At 56.5% G+C, this 17,626-nt stretch carries 18 protein-coding genes and 2 pseudogenes; 19 read left to right on the top strand and 1 reads right to left on the bottom strand.

Annotated features, from left to right (window positions below; all coding sequences use genetic code 11):
- The first annotated feature begins 9 nt into the window (after positions 1-9).
- The 17 genes and pseudogenes from MP213Fo_RS08075 to MP213Fo_RS08155 form a co-directional block, all read left to right on the top strand.
- Positions 10-603, top strand: a complete 594-nt coding sequence (locus MP213Fo_RS08075) for an invasion associated locus B family protein (protein ID WP_421088549.1) — start codon at positions 10-12, stop codon at positions 601-603.
- A 10-nt stretch (positions 604-613) separates the two neighbouring features.
- On the top strand, positions 614-1,309 hold the full coding sequence (locus MP213Fo_RS08080; RefSeq protein ID WP_421088550.1) for a hypothetical protein: 696 nt from the start codon (positions 614-616) through the stop codon (positions 1,307-1,309).
- Positions 1,310-1,371: 62 nt separating this feature from the next.
- Positions 1,372-1,851, top strand: coding sequence for a DUF4189 domain-containing protein (locus MP213Fo_RS08085; protein WP_421088551.1), 480 nt, complete (start codon positions 1,372-1,374; stop codon positions 1,849-1,851).
- 190 nt (positions 1,852-2,041) lie between these two features.
- Positions 2,042-3,013 carry a LysR family transcriptional regulator gene (locus tag MP213Fo_RS08090; protein WP_421088552.1) on the top strand — a complete coding sequence of 324 codons (972 nt, stop codon included), beginning with the start codon at positions 2,042-2,044 and terminating at the stop codon, positions 3,011-3,013.
- Positions 3,014-3,157: 144 nt separating this feature from the next.
- Positions 3,158-5,140 carry a conjugal transfer protein TraG gene (locus MP213Fo_RS08095; RefSeq protein ID WP_421088553.1) on the top strand — a complete coding sequence of 661 codons (1,983 nt, stop codon included), beginning with the start codon at positions 3,158-3,160 and terminating at the stop codon, positions 5,138-5,140.
- Between the two features lie 10 nt (positions 5,141-5,150).
- Positions 5,151-5,612 carry a CopG family transcriptional regulator gene (locus tag MP213Fo_RS08100; protein ID WP_421088554.1) on the top strand — a complete coding sequence of 154 codons (462 nt, stop codon included), beginning with the start codon at positions 5,151-5,153 and terminating at the stop codon, positions 5,610-5,612.
- 147 nt (positions 5,613-5,759) lie between these two features.
- Positions 5,760-6,743 carry a P-type conjugative transfer ATPase TrbB gene (gene trbB / locus MP213Fo_RS08105; RefSeq protein ID WP_421088555.1) on the top strand — a complete coding sequence of 328 codons (984 nt, stop codon included), beginning with the start codon at positions 5,760-5,762 and terminating at the stop codon, positions 6,741-6,743.
- Positions 6,740-7,072 (top strand): TrbC/VirB2 family protein, encoded by a 333-nt coding sequence (locus MP213Fo_RS08110; RefSeq protein WP_421088556.1) that lies wholly within the window; start codon positions 6,740-6,742, stop codon positions 7,070-7,072. Before trbB ends, MP213Fo_RS08110 begins: the two co-directional genes overlap by 4 nt.
- Positions 7,072-7,353 carry a VirB3 family type IV secretion system protein gene (locus tag MP213Fo_RS08115; protein ID WP_421088557.1) on the top strand — a complete coding sequence of 94 codons (282 nt, stop codon included), beginning with the start codon at positions 7,072-7,074 and terminating at the stop codon, positions 7,351-7,353. Before MP213Fo_RS08110 ends, MP213Fo_RS08115 begins: the two co-directional genes overlap by 1 nt.
- A gap of 13 nt (positions 7,354-7,366) precedes the next feature.
- Positions 7,367-9,868: a conjugal transfer protein TrbE gene (gene trbE, locus MP213Fo_RS08120; protein WP_421088558.1), complete on the top strand. Its 2,502-nt coding sequence runs from the start codon at positions 7,367-7,369 to the stop codon at positions 9,866-9,868.
- The gene (gene trbJ, locus MP213Fo_RS08125) at positions 9,865-10,650 is read left to right on the top strand and encodes a P-type conjugative transfer protein TrbJ (protein ID WP_421088559.1); all 786 of its coding nucleotides are present in this window, start codon (positions 9,865-9,867) and stop codon (positions 10,648-10,650) included. Before trbE ends, trbJ begins: the two co-directional genes overlap by 4 nt.
- 19 nt (positions 10,651-10,669) lie before the next feature.
- Positions 10,670-10,957 carry a putative entry exclusion protein TrbK-alt gene (gene trbK-alt / locus MP213Fo_RS08130; RefSeq protein ID WP_421088560.1) on the top strand — a complete coding sequence of 96 codons (288 nt, stop codon included), beginning with the start codon at positions 10,670-10,672 and terminating at the stop codon, positions 10,955-10,957.
- A 3-nt stretch (positions 10,958-10,960) separates the two neighbouring features.
- The gene (trbL, locus tag MP213Fo_RS08135) at positions 10,961-12,334 is read left to right on the top strand and encodes a P-type conjugative transfer protein TrbL (protein WP_421088561.1); all 1,374 of its coding nucleotides are present in this window, start codon (positions 10,961-10,963) and stop codon (positions 12,332-12,334) included.
- Entirely contained in the window at positions 12,331-13,020 is a 690-nt protein-coding gene (gene trbF, locus MP213Fo_RS08140) for a conjugal transfer protein TrbF (RefSeq protein WP_421088562.1), read from the top strand. Before trbL ends, trbF begins: the two co-directional genes overlap by 4 nt.
- Positions 13,017-14,015, top strand: a complete 999-nt coding sequence (gene trbG / locus MP213Fo_RS08145; protein WP_421088563.1) for a P-type conjugative transfer protein TrbG — start codon at positions 13,017-13,019, stop codon at positions 14,013-14,015. Before trbF ends, trbG begins: the two co-directional genes overlap by 4 nt.
- Positions 14,012-15,151 (top strand): TrbI/VirB10 family protein, encoded by a 1,140-nt coding sequence (locus MP213Fo_RS08150; RefSeq protein WP_421088564.1) that lies wholly within the window; start codon positions 14,012-14,014, stop codon positions 15,149-15,151. The genes trbG and MP213Fo_RS08150 overlap by 4 nt, the downstream gene beginning before the upstream one ends.
- 83 nt (positions 15,152-15,234) lie before the next feature.
- Positions 15,235-15,456: pseudogene (locus tag MP213Fo_RS08155) on the top strand (IS3 family transposase); the annotation flags it as partial.
- 90 nt (positions 15,457-15,546) lie between these two features.
- On the opposite strand, the pseudogene MP213Fo_RS08160 reads toward MP213Fo_RS08155, so the two are convergent.
- Positions 15,547-15,702 (bottom strand): annotated as a pseudogene (locus MP213Fo_RS08160) (IS3 family transposase); the annotation flags it as partial.
- Positions 15,703-15,898: 196 nt separating this feature from the next.
- Here MP213Fo_RS08160 and dcm point away from each other — a divergent pair.
- Positions 15,899-17,152, top strand: a complete 1,254-nt coding sequence (gene dcm / locus MP213Fo_RS08165) for a DNA (cytosine-5-)-methyltransferase (RefSeq protein WP_421088565.1) — start codon at positions 15,899-15,901, stop codon at positions 17,150-17,152.
- Positions 17,153-17,155: 3 nt separating this feature from the next.
- The gene (locus MP213Fo_RS08170) at positions 17,156-17,608 is read left to right on the top strand and encodes a very short patch repair endonuclease (RefSeq protein WP_421088566.1); all 453 of its coding nucleotides are present in this window, start codon (positions 17,156-17,158) and stop codon (positions 17,606-17,608) included.
- The last annotated feature ends 18 nt before the right edge of the window (positions 17,609-17,626 follow it).

Consider the following 17,626-nt stretch of genomic DNA (forward strand, 5'->3'; position numbering starts at 1 on the left):
AGGTGCAGCATGTTAGTCGTAACGCGCTATTCATATTTACCATTATTGGCCGTTATGGCTTGCATTTTCCTGTCCGGAGCTTCGGCCTTCGGACAGGATAATACGGAAAGTGAAGGGCTCACTTTTCGTATTAAAGAACCGGATGTTGCTGTGCCGGACGGTGTTCCGTCTGGCCAGTACCGTCGGATTATACAGCCGTTCGATAACTGGACGATAATCTGCGACGAGAATTTCAAATCCAAGCAGCGTGTTTGTAATATTGGGCAGTCAATTGTGAATGAAGCGGGTGAGGTGGTGTTCAGCTGGTCACTGGCTGCGTCTGAAAATGGCAAACCATTTATGATCTTTCGGATAGGTGCTGATGCACAACCCAAAGGATCTGTTCAGGTCAAATTATCAGGGCGTAGACAGCCCGTGAATATCAAAATTGAGGGCTGTAACAGGCAAATCTGTATGGCAAAATCCCCTGTTGGGCCGGTGTTTCGCGAGCATATCAATAAACAGAGTAGCGTTGGTATTTCTTATGAGACGACGGACAATCGTACCATAACCATTCCAGCGACTTTCAAAGGGCTGTCTGACGCCCTATCCGCGATTAATTAGGGAGTGCGGTATGTCGCAATCCGAGACACATCCTCAATCATTACATGATCGTATCATGAACCAGGCAAAATCTCAGCCTATTGCAGAGGTTGAAGCTGTAACCATTGGAAAACAGAATAAACATAAACGCCGCAAGTCTACAATGCTGGCTGCAATATTGCTGTTGGTGGGGGCAATTATAGGCAGCAGTGCGCTCTGGGCGATAGACAATCTTCCTTTAAGCTTATTTGCATCAGCCATGCCAAAACCAAACTTGCCGGATTCCGTGTTTCTAAGACAAACTGAAGAAGCAAAATTGTCAGCCTGCGGTACTGTGTTTCCACTTCTTGGAAGTTTGCTGACTGAGGGAACCGATTACAAGGCTCAGACTCGTTTCCATAATAAAAAACCAGACCAGAATAGTGTTCAGTCCAATGTTGGGATGACATTTTCTACGGAAGCTTATTCGGGAACTGCAGCTGGGTTTGTCTTTGCAGTGCCTAACGGCTCGGCCTGTGAGGGCACGATGGTGCGTATTGTGCCGTTTGAAAAAACATGTGCAGAGGTTGAGGCAACTTTGCCTGAAGGTACTAATCTTTCTGAGCCGCTTCATGGAGTGGCCGTCTATCAATTCGCCAATAATGGCGGTGAGTTGATGTTGTTACCCTCAAGCGGTGCCTGCATCGCAATATCTACGGTTCGCGTTTCTGACGCTTCCACTCGTTAATCAAGGCCGCCTGCTAGAAATGTCTATCAGGGCCGTATTCATTTATTTGAGGAGTTATCACCATGAAACGTATCTTTCTTCCGCTTTTGATAGTGTTGGGAACAACAACTGCTGTATTAGCTGCTGATGTTATTCAGGAATATTCAAACGTTCCTGTGCCACCTTCAGTGTCGCTTGATGAAAGTGGTATATGGGGTGCAATTTCCTATTCAGAATCTGATGGAAAATATGGTTTTTTCTGGGGTGCGGACAAGCGTGACGAAGCCGACAGCATCGCGCAAAAGCATTGCGAAAATAATAAAGGTACTTCTTGTTCTGTGGTTACTACTTTTCGTAATCATCGTCACTGGAACGATAATGATGGTACCGGTTTCCCTTACAATCACTGCGCTGCTTTAGCGCTGGCTGCGGATAAAAATGCATCATACTCTGTTTGGGGGGCAAGTTCTGCGGAAACCCGTAAAGACACAGAAGCGGAAGCTATTCAGCAATGTGAAAGTAAAGGCGCTTCTTGCAAGATTAAAGAATGGGTCTGCACGTGATCGTATGGCCGCAACTGACAAAATCGATGTAATAATCTTATAAGGCCATGACTGTATTTACTGTTCTTCAACTAAAGCCGGTCCGGCAGTGTCGCAAAGCTATGAGCTGGGTTTGTGGCGCTGCCAATTCAGATCGGCAGTGGTTCACATAACTGAACTGTTTAGTGAATGATCAATAAACGGAGGCGTTATGCGCAGACGTAAGCTAAAGCAAGACTCACAAGGATCTGTCTTCTCTGCTTTGTTACGCGGCCGCATTCCCATGGTGGCTTTACTCCAAACTATCGCTGTCGCTGAGTACCGCAGTTTTAACCGTGCGGCCAGAGCACTCAATACTAGCCAGTCAAGCATTAGTACACGGGTTAAGATGCTTGAGGCAGAACTTGGTATTCTTATATTCGAGCGACATGCCTACGGCGTCTGTCTTACCGATGCCGGACGTCATTTTGTTGATCGTATTACAACCTGTCTTGATGTGCTCGATGATGCCGTGAAAACCGCTGGTCTTGCTGCGCAAGGTGAACATGGCTGCCTACGTATGGGCGTCCATGGTTTGGTGCAGCATAGCTTTCTTGCTGAACTAATTGGCGCGTATCGACATTCTTATCCTGAAGTTAATCTAGAAATCACTGAAAACACGGTACGTGATGCGCTTATACAGTTGCATACCAGTCAGCTAGACATTGCTTTCATGGTCGGAACACCGATTCTTTCCGATTACCATAGCCGTTTGATATGGATTGAGCCACTTGTTGTTGCGCTTCCTGACGATCATTCCCTTGCGGAACGAGAATGCATTACTTGGGCCGATATATCAGAAGAGGTTTTTCTGGTCCGCAATAGTGGTACAGGACCGCAAGTTCTTGATCATATTTTTATGCGTCTAGGACGTAAACCTGGACCTTCGATTTTACATGCTGCCGTAGAGCGTGGTTCGCTGCTTTCAATGGTGGGACAGGGTTTTGGCATTACATTATTGGGCGCAGCGTCTAGTCTTACTCCAACTCATGGGGTAGTTTTTCTGCCCATCGCGGATGAGCCCGATCCTGTATCTTTTTCGGCTGTCTGGCCCGTCGGTAATGTTTCTCCTACGGTGCAAAACATGTTGGATCTAGCGGATGAGCTACGGCGTTCCGGAGAATTCATTTGTGCGCCTGCGTGAGCTAATGACCGGAATTACGGTATATATCCGTCCTATTCACCGCCATTTATATCCGATAGCATTATGGTATTCTCACGACTGTTGCATCTTATTTCACATTCTATTCTCTGATTGGCTCCATCTCTTTTGCCGACTGGAGTCTTTATGCGCGGAGGTAGAATACTCTGGGGTCAGATCACCATTGTCTTGACTATTATTTTCGTCATGATCTGGGCAACGACGCAATGGGTTGCCTTTCGCCTCGGCTTCCAGTCCCAGCTTGGCAAACCCTGGTTCGAGTTGGCAGGCTGGCCGGTCTACTACCCGCCGGCCTTCTTCTGGTGGTGGTTCTCTTTCGACGCCTATGCGCCCGCAATCTTTCTCGAGGGCGGCATCATCGCCACCACCGGTGGCTTCCTCGCCATCGCGGCCGCGATCATGATGTCGATCATCCGGGCGCGAGAGACTGGCAATGTCGCCACCTATGGATCAGCACGATGGGCCGAAGACAAGGAAATCCGATCCGCTGGTCTGCTTGGTCCTGATGGAGTGCTTCTCGGCCGCTACAAACGTGACTATCTACGTCATGACGGCCCTGAGCATGTGCTTTGCTTTGCGCCGACCCGCAGCGGCAAGGGCGTCGGCCTTGTCGTCCCGACACTGCTGACCTGGCCGGGAAGCTGCATTGTCCACGACATTAAAGGCGAGAATTGGACGCTAACGGCGGGTTTCCGGGCGAAGTATGGACGTGTCCTGCTATTCGATCCAACTAATGTAAAATCCTCAGCTTACAACCCGCTACTGGAAGTGCGGCAGGGTGAATGGGAAGTCCGCGACGTACAGAATATCGCGGATATTCTGGTTGATCCCGAAGGCTCGCTCGATAAACGGAATCATTGGGAAAAAACCTCTCATTCACTTTTGGTAGGCGCGATCCTGCACGTCCTCTATGCGGAGAAGGAAAAAACGCTGGCCGGCGTTGCCAACTTTTTGTCCGATCCACGCCGCTCGGTAGAAGCCACGTTGCGGGCGATGATGGAGACGCCACATCTGGGCGATGGCAGCGTTCATCCGGTTATTGCATCATCTGCGCGTGAACTGCTGAACAAGTCCGAGAACGAACGATCGGGTGTGCTCTCGACCGCAATGTCTTTTCTTGGCCTTTACCGTGATCCGGTCGTGGCGCGGGTAACGGCGCGCTGCGACTGGCGTATCGCTGATTTGGTTGGAGACAAAAAGCCGGTCAGTCTCTATCTTGTCGTGCCGCCCTCCGACATTAATCGCACCAAGCCGCTGATCCGGTTGATCCTTAACCAGATCGGACGCAGGCTCACCGAGGAACTGACGGCATCCGGCACGCGTCATCGCTTGTTGATGATGCTTGATGAGTTTCCCGCACTTGGCCGACTTGATTTTTTTGAATCTGCACTGGCCTTCATGGCTGGCTACGGCCTCAAGAGCTTCCTGATTGCGCAGTCGCTCAATCAGATCGAGCGCGCCTATGGGCCGAATAACTCGATCCTCGACAATTGCCATGTCCGCGTCGCCTTCGCCACCAATGACGAACGCACGGCTAAGCGCGTGTCGGACTCGCTTGGCACTGCGACCGAGTTGCGCGATTCCACTAACTATGCGGGTCATCGTCTCGCGCCCTGGCTCGGCCATCTTATGGTGTCACGGCAGGAAACCGCTCGCCCGTTGCTCACGCCCGGCGAAATCATGCAACTCTCGCCCACTGATGAGATCGTCATGGTGGCGGGCACGCCGCCGATCCGAGCGAAGAAGGCGCGTTATTTCGAGGATGGGCGGTTGCAGGAACGCATCTTGCCGCCGCCGGAGCTGTCCTGCGCCCCAACGACCGAGGCAGCATCCGACGATTGGTCAAGCCGCGTCATTGCTATGAAGGACAGCACAGCGGCCGTTGCAGGCACCGCCACTGAGGGCGATCCCGCCAATGCCGGTCTGCGCCGCGAGCCGGAATTGCCTGAGCATGAGGAAGTCATCCCGTCACCGCCGCCAGCACTGGAGTTCGATCTGCTCGACGATGAGCCGGACGTTGACGCTGCAAAGGCCCGCGCCATGCGCCAGCGGACACGAATGATCGCACGGCGGGCATCAATGAACCCTGATGATGGTATCGAACTTTGAGGATACGCCCATGACCACCAAGACCCGTATGAACGTCTATTTCGACCCAGGATTGCTTAAACAGGTCGAGGCGCTGTCGTTGCGCCGAAAAGTTTCCAAGTCCGCGATTATTGAGGCGGCGGTCGCCTCATTCCTGTCTGGTGACACTTCGGAACGGCTGGAAGCAGCTATGTCACGCCGCCTGGACAAGCTAGGCCGCCAGGTCGACACTCTCGATGAAGATCTAGCCGTTCTCGGGGAAGCTCTTTCTCTCTTTATTCGCTTTTGGCTGACCGTTACGCCTCCATTATCGGAGTCGGCGCAGACGTCTGCGCGCGCCAAAGGCGCGGAGCGCTTCGACGGATTCATGCAGTCACTTGGCCGTCGGCTGGCGACGGGTGACAGGTTCCTGAAAGAGATGTCGCGAGATATCGATTCGCAACAGCACGAGACCCATAGCAGCATTTCAAAGAGTACCAACAATCCTGGCTGAGTATTCAGCCCATCCTATTTGCCGCCGTTTACCACCAATGGCCGCACGCATGTAAATACTTGTTGAACCGACCTGATTTCAGGCTCTTTTAATCGACCCCATTGCGGGGATTGACTGTCGTGCGTCCCGAGAAGAAACGGGGCAAACATGACCAACTCTCACCAAAAAACAGAAGCTGTTGCACGTGGCGCGCGTATGTTACGCACGGCGCTCGGCCCTTCCATCACGCGGTACCTGGAAGACCCAGCCGTCATCGAAGTGATGCTGAACCCGGACGGGCGCTTGTGGATAGACCGACTTTCTGAAGGTCTGGCGGACACTGGCGAGACGATGAGTGCCGCCGACGGCGATCGTATTGTGCGTCTTGTCGCTCATCATGTCGGCGCAGAGGTTCATGCGCGAAGCCCGCGCGTCTCAGCAGAACTACCCGAGACCGGCGAACGGTTCGAGGGCCTGCTGCCACCTGTTGTTGGAGCACCGGCCTTCGCCATCCGCAAGCCTGCCGTTGCGGTTTTTACGCTCGACGACTATGTGGCGACCGGGATCATGACGGCCGATCAGGCTGCAACGCTGCGCGAAGCCATTACATCCCGCGCCAACATCCTGATTGCCGGAGGCACATCGACAGGCAAGACGACGCTGACCAACGCGCTGCTTGCCGAGGTGGCGAAAACACAGGATCGCGTCGTCATCATCGAAGATACGCGCGAGTTGCAGTGCGCAGCACCTAACCTCGTCGCCATGCGCACCAAGGATGGCGTCGCAACACTTTCCGATCTGGTGCGATCTTCACTGCGCCTGCGCCCCGACCGGATTCCTATCGGCGAGGTGCGCGGCGCGGAAGCGCTCGATCTGCTCAAAGCCTGGGGCACCGGCCATCCGGGCGGCATCGGCACAATCCACGCTGGCACCGCACTCGGAGCGCTGCGCCGCCTTGAACAGCTCATTCAGGAAGCCGTCGTCACGGTCCCGCGCGCGCTGATCGCAGAGACCATCAACGTCGTTGCCGTCCTTACCGGACGCGGCTCCGCACGCCGTCTGTCCGAACTCGCCCGCGTCGAAGGGCTCAGTCCCGACGGCGACTATCGCGTCACCCTCACAACTCAAGCCCTCACAGGAGATTCTTCATGATCCGCACCCTTTCGCGCGGTTGTCGCATCATGGCGACCGTAGCCGCCACCATTTCCATTACCATGATCCTCGCGCCCGCAGCCCATGCATCAGGTTCATCCATGCCCTGGGAAGCGCCGCTGCAATCTATCCTCCAGTCGATCGAGGGACCTGTTGCCAAGATCATTGCGGTCATCATCATTATCGTGACCGGCCTGACACTTGCTTTTGGCGATAGCTCGGGCGGCGCCCGCAAGCTGATCCAAATAGTCTTCGGGCTCTCCATCGCCTTCGCGGCGTCGAGCTTCTTCCTGTCGTTCTTCTCGTTCGGTGGCGGGGCACTTGTCTGATGGTGGCGGTCCTTGAACAACTCGATACGGTGCCGGGTTTTACAGTGCCGGTTCACCGCGCACTGACTGAGCATATCCTGCTCGGCGGTGCTCCGCGTGCCATCGCGATTATGAACGGGACGCTCGCCGGGGCTGTTGGTCTCGGCTTGCGCCTCTGGCTGGTTGGGCTCGCCATCTGGATCATCGGCCATTTCGCCGCTGTATGGGCGGCGAAACGCGATCCGCTTTTTGTCGAGGTAGGTCGTCGGCATCTGCGCATCCCCAGTCATCTCACGGTCTGAGGGAGGCACACCGATGATCAATCTCACTGAGTATCGCAATCGCAACGCTAGATTGGCGGATTATCTGCCCTGGGCCGCATTGGTTGGTTCCGGCGTCATACTGAACAAGGATGGTTCGTTTCAGCGCACCGCAAAGTTTCGCGGGCCGGATCTGGATTCCGCAGTCGCCGCCGAATTGGTCGCGGTTGCTGCCCGCATCAATAATGCATTCCGCCGTCTCGGCTCTGGCTGGAGCATCTTTGTCGAAGCGCAGCGTTCTGAAGCTGCGACTTATCCCGACAGCAAATTTCCCGACGCAGCATCGGCACTGCTCGACGCCGAGCGCAAAGCCGGGTTCGAGGAGGCGGACGCGCATTTCGTCTCCGGCTATTTCCTGACCTTCCTCTATCTGCCGCCCGCCGAGGATGCGGCCCGCGCAGAAACTTGGCTCTATGAGGGCCGCGAGCAGTCCGGCGTTGATTCTCACGAAATCCAGCGCGGCTTCATCGATCGCACCGACCGCGTGCTGGCGCTTCTCGACGGCTTCATGCCCGAATGCCTCTGGCTTGATGACGCAGACACACTGACCTACATCCATTCCACTATCTCGACCAACCGGCATCGTGTGCGCGTGCCCGAAGTACCGATGCACCTCGACGCGCTACTGGCCGACCAGCCACTGATCGGCGGGCTGGAGCCGCGCCTTGGCGACGCGCATCTGCGCGTCCTGACCATCGTGGGATTCCCCACCGCGACGACGCCGGGCCTGCTGGACGATATGAACCGGCTGGCCTTTCCCTATCGTTGGAGCACGCGTGCGATCCTGCTCGACAAGCTGCAGGCCACGCGGTTGCTGACCCGCATTCGCCGCCAATGGTTCGCCAAGCGCAAGAGTATTGCCGCGATCCTCAAAGAAGTGATGACCAACGAACAATCCGCGCTCGTGGATACCGATGCCGCCAACAAGGTGCTTGATGCCGATATGGCCTTGCAGGAACTTGGGGCTGATGTCGCCGGCATGGCCTATGTCACCGCGACCGTCACGGTCTGGGACGCCGATCCACGCATAGCCGACGAGAAACTACGTTTGGTCGAAAAGGTCATTCAGGGGCGCGACTTCACCGCGATGTCGGAAACCGTCAATGCCGTCGATGCTTGGCTCGGCTCGCTTCCCGGACATGTCTATGCCAATGTCCGGCAGCCACCGATTTCGACGCTCAATCTTGCCCACATGATCCCCCTGAGTGCCGTGTGGGCGGGGCCGGAACGGGATGAGCATCTCTGTGCGCCCCCGCTGCTCTTCGGCAAGACCGAAGGCTCGACCCCGTTCCGGTTTTCTCTTCATGTCGGCGACGTCGGTCACACGCTCGTCGTAGGCCCGACAGGCGCGGGCAAGTCGGTTCTGCTGGCGCTAATGGCCTTGCAGTTCCGGCGCTATGTAGATGCCCAGGTCTTCGCCTTCGATTTCGGCGGCAGTATCCGGGCCGCAGCCCTCGCCATGGGTGGCGACTGGCACGATCTTGGCGGTGGATTGACCGAAGGTTCGGATAGTTCTGTCTCGCTGCAACCGCTCGCAAAAATCCATGACACTTATGAGCGCGCTTGGGCCGCCGACTGGATCGTGGCGATCCTAATGCGGGAGGGAGTGTCGGTAACGCCGGAGGTGAAGGAATATCTCTGGACTGCTCTGACATCGCTGAGCACCGCGCCAGTGGAGGAACGCACCATCACCGGCCTTGCCGTGCTGTTGCAGTCCAACGACCTGAAACAGGCGCTGCGACCCTATTGCGTCGGCGGTGCCTTTGGTCGGTTGCTCGACGCAGAAACCGAGCATCTGGGCGGTTCCGACGTACAGGTGTTCGAGATCGAGGGATTGGTCGGCACAGGTGCCGCCCCGGCCGTGCTCGCTTATCTGTTTCATAGCATTGGCGACCGTCTCGACGGCCGCCCGACGCTGCTGATCATCGACGAGGGCTGGTTGGCGCTGGACGATGAAGGGTTCGCTGGCCAGCTCCGCGAATGGCTCAAAACCCTGCGTAAGAAGAACGCTTCCGTCATCTTCGCCACGCAGTCGCTGTCGGACATCGACAATTCCGCCATCGCGCCTGCAATCATCGAAAGCTGCCCGACCCGGCTGCTTTTGCCGAACGAACGCGCGATCGAGCCGCAGATCACGGCCATCTATCGCCGCTTCGGTCTCAATGACCGCCAGATCGAAATCCTCGCACGTGCCGTCCCGAAGCGGGATTATTACTGCCAAAGCCGCAGAGGCAATCGGCTGTTCGATCTCGGTCTGGCGCAAGTCGGGCTCGCGCTCTGCGCCGCATCTTCCAAATCTGATCAGACCGACATCGAGCGCATCCTCACTGAGCACGGTCGCGATGGATTCCTTGACCAGTGGCTGCGCCTTCGCGGTGTCGATTGGGCCGCTGACCTCATCCCCGATCTCACCAATCTCGCCAATCTGACTGAGTGGACGGAAGTCGCCGCGCCGATCGCACCTGATAGCCCCCAAGAAGAGGAGACCCTGCCATGATCCGTATTCCCATGTTCCGCTTTACGAACGCCTCGGCCCTTGCGTTAGCGCTCGCCGTTCCCGTTGCTCTCTCACCCATGCTGGTGAAACCTGCCCATGCGCAATTCGGCTTTGGCCGCATCGTCTATGACCCGTCGAATTTTGCCCAGAACGTGCTCACCGCCGCGCGCACGCTCGAGCAGATCAACAACCAGATCACCTCGCTTCAGAACGAAGCGCAGATGCTCATCAATCAGGCTCAGAACCTTGCAAGCCTGCCGCATTCTTCACTCCAGCAGATTCAGCAATCCGTCCAGCGCACGCAGCAGCTTTTGGCACAGGCGCAAAACATCGCCTTCGACGTGCAAAACATCGACCAGATGTTCCAAAGCCAGTACGGCAATGTCTCGCTCTCAGCCACCGACCAGCAACTCGTCACCGACGCCCGGGCGCGCTGGCAGAACACAGTCGGCGGTTTGCAGGACGCTATGCGTGTACAGGCTGGCGTAGTCGGCAATATCGACAGCAATCGCACAGAGATGTCCGCGCTCGTCGGCCAGAGCCAGAATGCCGCCGGCGCGCTGCAAGCCACGCAAGCCGGTAACCAACTTCTCGCCCTCCAGTCGCAGCAGCTTTCCGACCTGATCGCGGTGATGTCGGCGAATGGCAGAGCGGAGGCGCTCGGTGACGCCGAGCGGGTAACTGCAGCCGAACAGGGACGGGTCCAACGCCAGCGTTTCCTGACGCCCGGCACCGGCTACCAGCCCGGCAATGCGCAGATGTTCAACAACGGCAACAAATAACAAGAGGGAGGGGCGTCCCATGGACGGCAAGACGTTGGCCCAGCTGAGCGCGATCATATTCGTTGCCATCGCCATCACCGCTACAGTGATCGAGGTGACCCGCAAAGAAGAACCGGTGCAGACCCTCCCGGCGCGGGCGCTTCAGCCGACTCTTGACCCGCTGCGCGACAGTCTGCGACGCTGCCAGCAGCTTGGGCAGAGGGCCGTAAGCAATCCCGATTGTCTCGCCACCTGGGCAGAATCCCGCGACCGCTTTCTTGGCCGCGCACCTGCACCCTCAGCACCACAATCCAGCGAAGGGCGATGACCCATGGGCGGCACAGGCGTCATTGATTCATTCCTGGGCGTTTTCACCAGCTACATCGATTCTGGCTTTGGCCTGCTTGGCGGTGAGGTTGCCTTCATCGCCACCACGCTGATCGTCATCGACGTGACGCTGGCGGCGCTGTTCTGGAGCTGGGGTGCGGATGACGACATCATCGCACGGCTGGTCAAGAAGACGCTGTTCGTTGGCGTCTTCGCTTATCTCATTGGCAACTGGAATAGCTTGGCGCAGATCATCTTCGACAGCTTCGCCGGTCTCGGACTTCAGGCGTCAGGAACAAGTTTCAGCGCCGCCGATCTGATGCGGCCCGGCCGCGTTGCACAGACCGGTCTCGATGCGGGCCGCCCGCTGCTCGATTCCATCTCCGACTTGATGGGTTATTGGTCCTTTTTTGAAAATTTCATCCAGATCGCCTGCCTGATGTTCGCCTGGGCACTGGTCATCCTCGCTTTCTTCATTCTGGCTGTGCAGCTCTTCGTCACGCTGATCGAGTTCAAGCTGACGACGTTGGCCGGATTCGTGCTGATCCCGTTCGGTCTGTTCGGCAAGACCGCTTTTATGGCCGAGCGTGTGCTGGGCAATGTCGTCTCCTCCGGCATCAAGGTGCTGGTACTCGCCGTCATCATCGGCATTGGCTCCACCCTGTTTTCACAGTTTACGGCGGGTTTCGGAGGAGCAACCCCGAGCATCGATGACGCCATGGCGATCGTGCTGGCCGCGCTGTCGCTGCTCGGTCTCGGTATTTTTGGCCCAGGCATCGCGTCCGGCCTTGTCAGCGGCGGGCCGCAACTCGGTGCAGGCGCGGCTGTTGGCACGGGCCTTGCGGCAGGCGGCATGGTACTGGCCGGTGGCGCTGCTGTTGGAATGGCCGCAAAGGGTGGAGCTGCCGTTTTGTCTGGCGGAGCCGCAGCCGTTCGCGGTGGCGCAGCCGCTGCGGGTGCAACATCAGCTGCCTATAGTCTCGGCTCGATCGGTCAGAGCGGCGCATCAGGCTTTGCCTCCGGTGTTGGGGGCGTTGCCCGTGCAGCAGGATCGGCAGCCGTCTCGCCCCTCAAGCGCGCCGCATCCCGCGCCAGCCAGAGCGTCAAGTCCAGTTTCAGCGACGGCGCGCGCGCAAGCTTTGGCGCGACAGGCGGCACGTCCACCGCAGGCACGTTCAGTGGTTCAAGTGCTGCACCGACCGCTGCACCTGCCTCCGCATCGTCTTCCCCGAACGGCAGCTCGCCCGCCTGGGCGCAGCGCATGCAGCGCGGTCCGGGTGTCAATCAAGGCGTGACCATGGCCGCCCATACCGTGCGTTCCGGCGACAGTCGTGGCTCCGGCTCAACCATTAATCTATCCGAAAGTGACCGCTCATGAGTGTTTTTAAGCGACCATCGACGCATTACGGCAAGTCGCCGGAACCCGAGACCCCTTATCAAAAGGCCGCGCAAGTTTGGGATGAGCGCATCGGCTCGGCCCGCGTTCAGGCGAAGAACTGGCGCAATATGGCGTTCGGCTCGCTGATCCTGTCGGCAGGCTTCGCCGCCGCCCTTGTCCTACAGTCGGCGCGGGGAACCGTCGTGCCATGGGTGGTGCAGGTCGATAATCTCGGCCAGGCTCTGACCGTTGCTCCAGCTGTGGCTGATTATCGACCGACCGACCCGCAGATCGCATGGCATCTCGGCCGCTTCATCGAGCAGGTTCGCGCGATCCCCGCCGACGCCATCATTGTCCGCCAGAACTGGCTTCGCTCCTACGAATGGACGACGGATCGCGGCGCGGCGGCGCTCAACGACCATGCCCGCGCTAATGACCCGTTCACCAAGGTTGGCCGAGTGGCTGTAGCCGTCGAGGTTTCCAGCGTCATCCGCGCTTCGCCGGACAGCTTCCGCGTCGCCTGGATCGAGCGGCATTACGAAAATGGTCAGCTTTCAACTACCGAACGATGGAGTGCGATCCTGACCATCGCGATCCAGACCCCGCGTGATACCGAGCGGCTGAAAGCCAATCCGCTCGGTATCTACGTCAATGCAATCTCGTGGTCGCGGGAGATGAGCCAATGACACAGATGTTCCAAAAGTCCGGATTGGCGGTCTTGCTCTTGTCCGCCACAGTAATGGCCGGCTGCGCAACCAACAAGGTGCCGCAGTTCAGTTACGATACTGATGTACCAGCGCTGCCGGTGGTGCAAGCCGCTGTCACCGATGATCGACCGGGTCCACTCCACACGCCCCCGCCATGGACGGTGGCTCGTGGTGGACAAGCCGCTGGAACACCCTCTGGTCGCGTTGAGAGTGCCAATGCCGCAGCCCGCGTCGAGCCCCGGCGCGAGGGCTATTACAACTCGATCCAGATCTATCCGTGGTCCGAAGGCGCGCTTTATCAGGTCTATGCCGCGCCGGGCCAGATCACGACCATCGCGCTCGAACCGGGTGAAAGCCTGACCGGCGCGGGGCCGATTGCGGCCGGAGATACCGCAAGGTGGATCATAGGTGACACGGAGAGCGGCAGCGGGGCTAACCGCCGCGTCCATATCCTCGTGAAGCCGACGCGGCCTGACATTTCGACCAACCTTGTGGTCACGACCGACCGGCGCACCTACATGATCGAACTGCGCTCGCGCGAAGCGCTCTATATGCCTGCCATCGCATGGGTCTATCCCGCGCGCCCAGTGGGTCAGCGCCAGACCGTTCCGGCCGCACCCGTCATTCCAGACGAGGCCGCTCGCAATTATCGCTACGCCCTGACTGGAGACAGTCCGCCATGGCGGCCCATCTCCGTCTTCGATGATGGTCGCCGCGTTTATGTCGTCTTCCCTCGCGGCATCGTGCAGGGCGAGATGCCGCCGATCTTCGTTCTGGGCTCAAATGGCGAGCCGCAGATCGTCAATAGCCGTGTCCATCAAAACATTCTGATCGTGGATCGCCTGTTCGGCGCGGCCGTGCTGCGGCTTGGCAGCGGCAAGCAGCAGCAAACCGTCAGGATCGTTCGCGTCGAACAACGGCAGGCCGCGGTGCCGCAGCAGAAGAGTGCAGACCAGGGAGGATCGTCGTCATGACAGAGAACACGACCACGAATGCTGCGCCCATGCGCCTGCGTGCCGAGCCGCCGAGCGTCACCCGACTGTCCCGCAAGATGCTCGCCTGTGTCGCAGCCGTCGCTCTGCTCGGGGTCGGCGGGGCTCTGATCTATGCACTTCAGACCCGCAATCCTGGTGATGGTGGGGCAGAACTCTATTCAACTGAGAACCGAGCCACGGCTGACGGGTTGTCTGATCTGCCGCGCGATTATACCGGTCCGATCTTGGGGCTGGCTCTACCCGGCGATCTCGGCGGTCCGATCCTTGACGCGCAAAACCGGGGACAGCCGGTTGCGTCACCCGTGATCGTGACGTCGACGACTGCCGATCCGGCAGAGGAGCGCCGTCTTGCCGAGGAAGAGGCCGCGCGCGTTAGCCGCGTCTTTTTCCGGACCTCACCTGGAACCGCTCCCGGTACAGCCAGTCCGAGTCTGGCTGGTCGAGTCCTCTCAGGACAGCCCGGAGGCGTGGCGTCACAGGATCGGCATACGACGTTTCTCAACGGGCCGGTCGATCGGCAAACGGTCGCAGCGGATCGTATTATAGCGCCTGCATCACCCTATATCCTTCAGGCGGGGGCCGTGATTCCGGCCGCCATGATCACCGGCATCCGCTCTGATCTGCCTGGCCAGATCACCGCGCAGGTCACGGAACCCGTCTATGACAGCCCGACCGGCAGCTTGCTGCTGATCCCGCAGGGCACACGCATCATTGGCCAATACGATGCCGGCGTAACCTTCGGTCAGCGCCGCGTGCTGCTCGTTTGGAACCGCCTGATCTTGCCCAACGGCCGCTCCATCGTGCTGGAACGCCAGCCCGGAGCGGATGCAAGTGGTTATGCCGGTCTTGAGGATGGCGTCGATTACCATTGGTGGGATCTGATGAAGGCTGCCGGGCTATCCACGCTGCTTGGCATCGGCGCGGAACTGGCGACCAGTGACGAAGACCGGTTGATCCGCGCCATCCGTGACGGTGCGCAAAACACTATCAATCAGGCCGGACAGCAGATCGTCCAGCGCCAATTGCAGGTTTCACCGACATTAACTGTCCGACCGGGTTTTCCGGTCAGGGTTATCGTTACCCGCGACCTTGTGCTCGAACCTTACAGGAATTGATCATGGCAAAGCTTAAACTGGGGCCGCTCATCGAGAATAAACCCGTCATGGTGACAGTGGAACTACTGCTCAAACACCAATTACTGTCATCCATGAGCGGGAAAGGTAATTGTTTTGATAACTCCGCAGTAGAAAGCTTCTTTAAATCATTAAAGGTAGAGTTGATTTGGCGCAGACACTGGCAAACAAGGCGAGATATTGAGATTGCAATCTTCAAATATATAAATGGCTTTTATAATCCACGTCGAAGACATTTAACGCTCGGCTGGAAATCGCCGGTGGCGTTCGAGAAAAAAGCCGCATAATATGAGCAGTTGACCGGAATACAATCGGTGCAAGTCCACCAGGGCAACCTGCCTCACGGCTTTCGAGAATTTTGGCGAGCGCGGTGCCTACCCTCTCGGCAAAACCTGACTGCGCTCGTATTCGCGATACCAGCCCATCAAGGTATTCTTCGTCGGATATCCCAGCTCGCGGATGGTCGCACGCACGCGCTTGCCCAGCATAATGTAGAGCTCTACCGCTCGCATCCGTTCTTCGTAAGTATACATGAACTATCTCCTGAATAGTCCAAATTTTCGTCCGCACCCCACTGGGTCAGTTCTCAGTAGTAATCAACACTGTAATTAAACAGTGATCTGGCAAGGGTATTTTTAAACTCCATCATCAATAATTTTCCAATCAACTTATCCTGCTGTTGACCCGGCCAATTAATCCTGGTATTGCCTGGGTCAGAAGGAGAAGATGATGTTAGATATCGGAGCATGGGTACAAGAGAAGCGTGAAGGTCTGGGCTTGACACAGAAGGCTTTTGCAGAGCTCCTCGGAATGCCGGAGACAGGCGAGAGAACGATACGCGGATGGGAACTGAGTGAGCATTTACCTACTCCAGCCAAGCGCGCTCAGATTGAGAACCTTCCTGATACGGCACTCCTTCGTAGTCCTTATACATTTGATCCTGAAAGTGCTGATTTTTCATTCATTGATCTGTTTGCAGGTATTGGTGGAATCCGTTATCCGTTTCAAAAACAGGGTGGGCATTGTGTCTTCACGTCAGAGTGGGACAAATTTTCAAAAAAGACCTATGCAGCAAATTATGGCGAGGTTCCGCAAGGTGACATAACCAAAATCGCGGCAAAAGATATACCGCCACATGATGTTCTGCTTGCCGGTTTTCCTTGTCAGGCCTTCTCTCAAGCGGGATTAAAGCAGGGTTTCAACGATACGCGCGGAACCATGTTTTTTGAGATACAGCGCATTTTAGCCTACCACCGTCCCAAAGCCTTTTTGTTGGAAAATGTCAAACAGTTGAAAGGCCATGACAAGGGACGCACACTGGAAACTATCCTGTCAATTCTTGAGGGGACCACTGTTCCGGAAATTCCGGAAACTGTACCTATGTCAGAGGAGGCTCGGAAATCTCTCGGGGCCAAACTGAATTATCGCGTTGGCTATCATGTGCTGAAGGCTGCTAACTTTGGTGTTCCCCAAAACAGGGAGCGTATATATATTATAGGTTTTGATCGAGATCAGATTGCTGCAGCTGATGAAGCTGATATTTGCACGGACATCTTTAATCGGCTAGCGATGATCACATGTACAACTTGTGTTGGAGATATTCTGGACAGCAATGCATCCGTTGATCCGAAATATACCATCTCTGATAGATTATTAGCAGGACATGTGCGGCGGCTAGCAGAGCACAAAAAAAAGGGGAACGGCTTTGGTTTCAGCGTGTTTACGAAAGACAGTCCTTATACCAACACAATCAGTGCGCGCTATTACAAAGACGGCAGTGAAATTCTGATCGATCAGAGTGACATCGGGAAAAATCCGCGAAAATTGACGCCACGCGAGTGTGCAAGACTTCAAGGGTTTCCGAAGGAATTCAACGTTGATGCCGTTTCCGATTGTCAAGCATACCGACAGTTTGGAAATTCTGTCTCCGTACCGGTCATCGAGGCCATTGCCGCCGAGATGAAGCCCTATATCACAGGATAGAGCGTGACAGATATCGTTTCCCCCGAAAAGCGAAGTGCGATGATGTCCGGCATTCGGGGGAAAAATACTAGGCCGGAGATTATCGTTCGTCGCCTGCTTCACCGTCTAGGCTACCGGTTTCGCCTTCATTATAAAGAACTACCAGGTAAGCCGGATATAGTGCTGCCCAAATGGCGTACGGTTATTTTTGTTAACGGTTGTTACTGGCACGGGCATACAGATTGTTATCTGTTTCGCCCACCCAAGACCAACCCGGAATTCTGGGCCAGCAAAATTGAAAGCAACATAGCCCGGGATATACGTAATTATGCTGTATTGCAGGAGGCCGGCTGGAAAGTTCTTATTATATGGGAATGCGCTGTTTCCAAGAAATTAAGCTTGCCGGAGGAGCAACTGGAATTATTCATTAAAGAAGCATTGGTATCGGCAGAGATACAGCTTGAGGTCAGAGGTTAAAGACGACTGGCAAAAATA

The sequence above is a fragment of the Pseudochrobactrum mosebachae genome, from assembly GCF_048914685.1.
Classification (GTDB): domain Bacteria; phylum Pseudomonadota; class Alphaproteobacteria; order Rhizobiales; family Rhizobiaceae; genus Pseudochrobactrum.